This is a genomic window from Candidatus Protofrankia californiensis (assembly GCF_900634765.1).
Taxonomy (GTDB): domain Bacteria; phylum Actinomycetota; class Actinomycetes; order Frankiales; family Frankiaceae; genus Protofrankia; species Protofrankia californiensis.
Genome location: NZ_CAAAFT010000028.1, coordinates 1 through 4,978, shown reverse-complemented (window position 1 = coordinate 4,978; position 4,978 = coordinate 1). Strand labels below are relative to the sequence as shown.

Here is a 4,978-nt window from a genome sequence, read left to right as displayed (position 1 = left end):
TCGCCATCCACATCATCACCGGCGGCAGCGACGCCGAACAGCGGCGCGACGGCGACTACCTGACCAAGGACGAACGCTACGACCGCACCGACGAGTACCTCGACATCGTCCGCAAGGCGTGGACGTCCACCGAACCGTTCAGCCACGAGGGGCGGTACTACAAGCTGCAGGACCACCTGGCCACTGTGCGTCCGATCCAGCAGCCGCACATCCCCCTGTACTTCGGCGGCTCCTCGCAGGCGGCCTACCGGGTCGGCGGCAAGCATGCGGACGTGTTCGCTCTGTGGGGCGAGCCGCTGGCCGAGACCGCCGAGCAGATCGCGGCGGTAAACCAGGCCGCCGAGCAGGCCGGTCGGCCCAAGCCGGGGATCAGCGTGTCGTTCCGGCCGATCCTCGGCCCGACCGAGGACCTTGCCTGGGAACGGGCACACAGGATCCTCGCGGACACGCGCGCGAATCTGACCACGCCCAACAGCATCTTCAGCCAGTTCCGCAGGGCGTTCAGCCCCGACGCCACACCGGCGAACATCGGGTCGCAGCGGCTGCTGGCCGCGGCTGCCGCCGGTGAGCTGCACGATCGGGCCCTGTGGACACCGCTGGCCGCTGCCACCGGCGCCGCGGGCAACTCGACGGCTCTGGTCGGGACCCCGGAGACGGTCGCGCAGGCGTTGCTCGACTATGTCGACATCGGCGTGACAACGCTGCTGATCCGCGGTTACGACCCCTACGACGACGCCATCGATTACGGCCGCTACCTCATCCCGCTGGTCCGCGAGGAGGTCGCCCGGCGGGAGCGGGGGGATGCCGCGAAGCGCACCGCGATCTCGCCGGTACCCGCGGCGCTGGCGGCCAACGGCGCGAGCGTGAACTGAACATGAAACGAGTATGAACCGAGTGTAAAATAAGCGGGTAGGCGGGCGTGGCGCCGATCAACCGGCCCACGCCCGTATCCGGCGATCCCGGGGGGATCGCCGGATACGACGAGCGGCACAACAACCACAGCCGTCGCCCCGCGGTGGGAAACCCCGGCACCGGGGCGGCGAAACGCGACCTCCACGAAGCTTTGCAGCTCTGTTATCCTTTGGGTGTGAATTATCACGTGGAGCCGAGACCACGCACTGCGGGTCCGCTACACGCCGCGCTCCTTCTCGAGGCTTTCTGGCCTCCCCGTCGTGAACACGACTTCGACCAGCACTGTCCGGGTTCCGTCGCACGGTAGAGACAAAACCAACGTGCACCAACCCGCCTCCACCAAAATTCTTCCGGTCACGGATACCGTCCGCCAGAATTCACGTGGTCCAGCTGGCCGAAAACGGCACAACATATTTTCTCGCGCCTACGGTTCCTGCCGGATCCGGGGTTCCTCCCGGATCGACTTCGCCGATCCGGGAGGTCCGGGAGCCGGTCCGACAGGTCCGGGAGGCGTCCAGGAAGCTCGAAGGAGCCCATTCACATGACCGCGCCACAACCGAGTTCCTCCCGGCAGCCGTCCCAACTTGAGCAGGCCCGTCTTACGGTCACGCAGAGAGGCCGTCTGGACACCCTGACAGCCGCTCGTGCAACGGTCACCAACCCCATCCGGCAGCAGCCGGACCGCGACGTGGTGCTACTCGGGCGCAGTGCTTCGTGGCAGCCGCCGACCGTCCGCCCCCCGATCGCCTCGCCGATCACCCCACCAGCCATTCCACCGCAACGCCCCGAACACGGTGTGTGGATCGACCGTCCCACCTGGAGCGCGTTTGTCGACGGACAGCTGCTCGACCTGACCTACCTCGAATTCGAACTGCTCGACTTCCTCGTACGCCACCCGGCACTGGTGCACTCCCGCACGGCGCTCCTGCGCTCTGTCTGGGGCTACAACCTCGACGACGACCCCCGGGCGGCCGGTCGGACCGTGGACGTTCACATCACCCGGCTACGGCGCAAGCTGGGACCCGACCATCGGGACCGCATCGAGACCATCCGCCGGGTCGGCTATCGCTATAGTCCCGTTCCGACCAGCCGCCAGGCCTGACCGACACCTCAGCTCTACGACCATCTCAGCTCTACGACGAGCCGTCGCCGGTGTAACGGGACATGTCCGGATGCCGGTCGTCGGTGAGCACGGGTCGATGTCCTCGACGCGCCAGTCCCGCAGGATCATGCCTCGGGCCCCTCGCCGCTCCCCTCCACCGCGGCAAGGGCCCGAGAGGCACGTCCCCATGGTCGGCACAACAGGCTGAGCGAGGGACAGCCGACGAAAACAGGCGCGGGAGCGCGACGGGTACAACGAGCTCCCGTACCAAAGGCTCCTCATAGTGACCCGAAGACTACGATACTCAAGGTCACTATGACCACACAGGAGGAATCATGAAGGAGAACCTGCGACGCGGCGTCGGCCGTGGGTTCGGCGTGCTGGTCCTGGCCGGTCCCGGCACCGGGAACATGGGCCGCCCCGCCAGTCGGCGACCTGCGAATACCACTGGGAACACGTAGTTTTCTTGGTAATGAGCGAGGCTAAGAAGTACCTTGACCCGATGGACGGCGTGACTGAGGCCCAGCTCGCATCGGTTCTTCGCCTGTCCGTGATGCGCCTGTCGCGGCGTATGCGCCAGGAGCGGTCGAACACTCTGACGCCCACCCAGATCGCAACCCTCGCCACCCTGAAACGGCACGGTTCGATGACCCTTGGTGAGCTTGCCGCACACGAACGGGTACAGCCGCCGTCGATGACGCGGGTGGTCGCCCACCTCGCCGAAGCGGGTCTGGTCGCCCGCAGCGCGCATCCCTCCGACGGCCGGCAGGTCATCGCGGGGATCACCGAAGCAGGCATCGACCTGCTGGAAGCCGATCGCCGGCGCCGCGACGAGTGGCTCGCCGAGCGGTTGGCGTCGCTGAGCCCGGACGAGATGGCCGCGCTCGAGCGGGCTGCACCCATCCTGGACACACTGGCCGGTTCGTGAAAGCGGGGCCGTCCGGGTCGTCGACGGGACACCGTCCATACCGGAACATCGGATAGGCCCTACAACTCCACCCAGCAACCGCTTTCCTCGGACGCGTCGGCGGCCGACAGCAGCCGGGCGATGGTGAGAAGGTCGTGGAAGGTCGCGCCACGGACCAGGGCGGGGTCGTTGAGCTCGGTGACTCGGACGACGTCGTAGGTCGCCTCGATCAGACCGGGTCGCATGCCCGGGACCTCCCGCATCAGCAGGTCGCGCATGCCGTCCGCGTCCTGGCGCAGGACGCGGCGACCCTGCACGACCATCCGTCCCCCGGTACCGCAGATGGTGATCGTGGTCGTCTCCAGACGGCCGTCGGGCCGCTCGTTGACCAGCGCCGTGGCACCGCTGGCCGACAGCAACGCAAGGGTGACAGGTGCATCGGCTGTGAGCCTGGCCGCGGGCATGGCGTCGGGATTGGCGCAGACGGCGAGCACCTCCCCGCACCAGCGGACGACCAGGTCGATGATCTCGGCTCGACCGGATTGTCCCGCCGGAGCCGCGAGCATGGTCACCTGGGTGATCCGGCCGAGCGACGCCATTGACGCCTGCACGTGCCAGGCCGCCGGCCAGGCCCGGCCGTCCATGGCGACGACATGCGCGAGGTCGGACTCCTCCGCCAGGTCGGCGACAGCCCGCAATGCGTCCGGGTCAGCGGTCATCGGACGGGACAGCAGCACGTGCAGGCCGGCTTCGACGGACCTTCGGGCGATCACGTCGGATCCGGGTGGCGCCATCTCGATGCACACGGCCTCGATCTCGTCGGACAGCATCGCGACCAGATCCGCATAGGCGCGCGGCGCTTCGGCTTCCGCCGCCCAGGCCAGTGATTCCAGCGGTTCGGGCGCGAGCAGGCCGACCACGTCCACGCCCGCGTCCCGCAGGACCGGTGCGGTCGTGCGATCGCTGCCATCCGTCACCAAAGCCATGGCGCCGGGCAGGTCGGGCAGAAGCCGTCGGGTGTCGCGGCGGCGCTCCCGCCATTCGCGTGCGCCTGCCGGGTCACGTGGGGCCACCAACTCGGGAACCGTTGTCACATACCGATAGTGCCCTCCGCCGCGGGGGCCCGGAGCGTTATCCGTAACTACTCCGTCTCAAACTCCCGAGGCGAACAGGTCGAGATCTTTTGTCCGACTTATTACCATCATTCCCTTCAATGGTGGAGTGGGGATCGATAATCAGAGGTCGCTTATCATGCAGAATCTGCAGGACATGGCTCGGATGTTCGTGGCGTTGCTCCCGCCGAAGGAGGTCGTCGAGCCGCTTGTCGGTGCTGTCCAGCGGCTGCGGGCCGACCAACCACGGCTGGCGGTGGCCGTGCGGTGGGCTCCGCCGGAAAGCTGGCACATCACGCTCGCCTTCCTCGGTGAGGTGCCCGCGACCGTCCGGCCCGAACTCGCCCGGCAGCTGGCGCAGGTGGCGTCCGAGCATCCGCCGGCACCCGTGGTCATCGCCGGTGGGGGACGGTTCGGGACTCGAGTGTTGTTCGCGGCGGTCGACGAGCCACCGCTGGCGCCGCTGGCCCGCGCGGTGGCACGGGCAGCCCGGCGCGCCGGGGTGATCGGCATCGACTCCCGGGTGTGGAGGGGACACCTAACGCTCGCGACCCGCAGGTCGTCCCGCCCAAAGGGCCGTCACACCGGTTCACCGCCGCAGACAGGTGAGCCCGATCTGGCACCGTTGGTCGACGGCCTCGCCGGGATCACCGCCCGGCCGTGGACGGCGACCGGGTTCACCCTCATGCGCAGCGGCCCTGCTGCGGGCCCCCCGTACGAGACGACGGCCACCTGGCCGCTGGAAGGCTAGCGGATGTTGGAAGGCCGACAAGAATCGCGATCATGCTTCTTTCGTGGTGCCGGCGGGTCCGGCGGGCCCGGGAACGATCTCGTCCAGCGCGGCCAGTTCCTTCTCACCGAGAACGATCTCCAGCGCCCGCAGCGACCCGGTGAGCTGCTCGACGGTCCGCGGGCCGATGGTCGCCGCGGTCAGCGCCGGCTGGG

General features: G+C 68.3%; 5 protein-coding genes. 4 read left to right on the top strand and 1 reads right to left on the bottom strand.

The genetic code is table 11. From position 1 onward, the window contains the following. The 3 genes from DD1DGNOD_RS01240 to DD1DGNOD_RS01230 form a co-directional block, all read left to right on the top strand. Window positions 1-872 (top strand): LLM class flavin-dependent oxidoreductase (locus DD1DGNOD_RS01240; RefSeq protein WP_131769254.1); only part of this gene is annotated, 872 nt, incomplete at its 5' end. A 581-nt stretch (window positions 873-1,453) separates the two neighbouring features. After that, window positions 1,454-2,014, top strand: coding sequence for a winged helix-turn-helix domain-containing protein (locus tag DD1DGNOD_RS28505; RefSeq protein WP_131769252.1), 561 nt, complete (start codon window positions 1,454-1,456; stop codon window positions 2,012-2,014). 472 nt (window positions 2,015-2,486) lie between these two features. Then, complete coding sequence (locus tag DD1DGNOD_RS01230) at window positions 2,487-2,942, top strand: MarR family transcriptional regulator (RefSeq protein ID WP_241251106.1); 456 nt, start codon at window positions 2,487-2,489, stop codon at window positions 2,940-2,942. 59 nt (window positions 2,943-3,001) lie between these two features. Here DD1DGNOD_RS01230 and DD1DGNOD_RS01225 read toward each other — a convergent pair whose 3' ends face one another. Continuing rightward, a complete protein-coding gene (locus tag DD1DGNOD_RS01225; protein WP_131769251.1) occupies window positions 3,002-4,015 on the bottom strand; it encodes a Gfo/Idh/MocA family oxidoreductase in 1,014 nt (337 codons plus the stop codon). Between the two features lie 157 nt (window positions 4,016-4,172). Here DD1DGNOD_RS01225 and thpR point away from each other — a divergent pair, with 157 nt between their 5' ends. Next, the gene (gene thpR, locus DD1DGNOD_RS01220) at window positions 4,173-4,784 is read left to right on the top strand and encodes an RNA 2',3'-cyclic phosphodiesterase (RefSeq protein ID WP_241251105.1); all 612 of its coding nucleotides are present in this window, start codon (window positions 4,173-4,175) and stop codon (window positions 4,782-4,784) included. The last annotated feature ends 194 nt before the right edge of the window (window positions 4,785-4,978 follow it).

Bases quoted from the DNA above. Each gene is read 5' to 3' on its own strand.
- DD1DGNOD_RS28505 (WP_131769252.1), top strand. From the start codon at position 1,454: ATGACCGCGCCACAACCGAGTTCCTCCCGGCAGCCGTCCCAACTTGAG.
- DD1DGNOD_RS01230 (WP_241251106.1), top strand. From the start codon at position 2,487: ATGAGCGAGGCTAAGAAGTACCTTGACCCGATGGACGGCGTGACTGAG.
- thpR (WP_241251105.1), top strand. From the start codon at position 4,173: ATGCAGAATCTGCAGGACATGGCTCGGATGTTCGTGGCGTTGCTCCCG.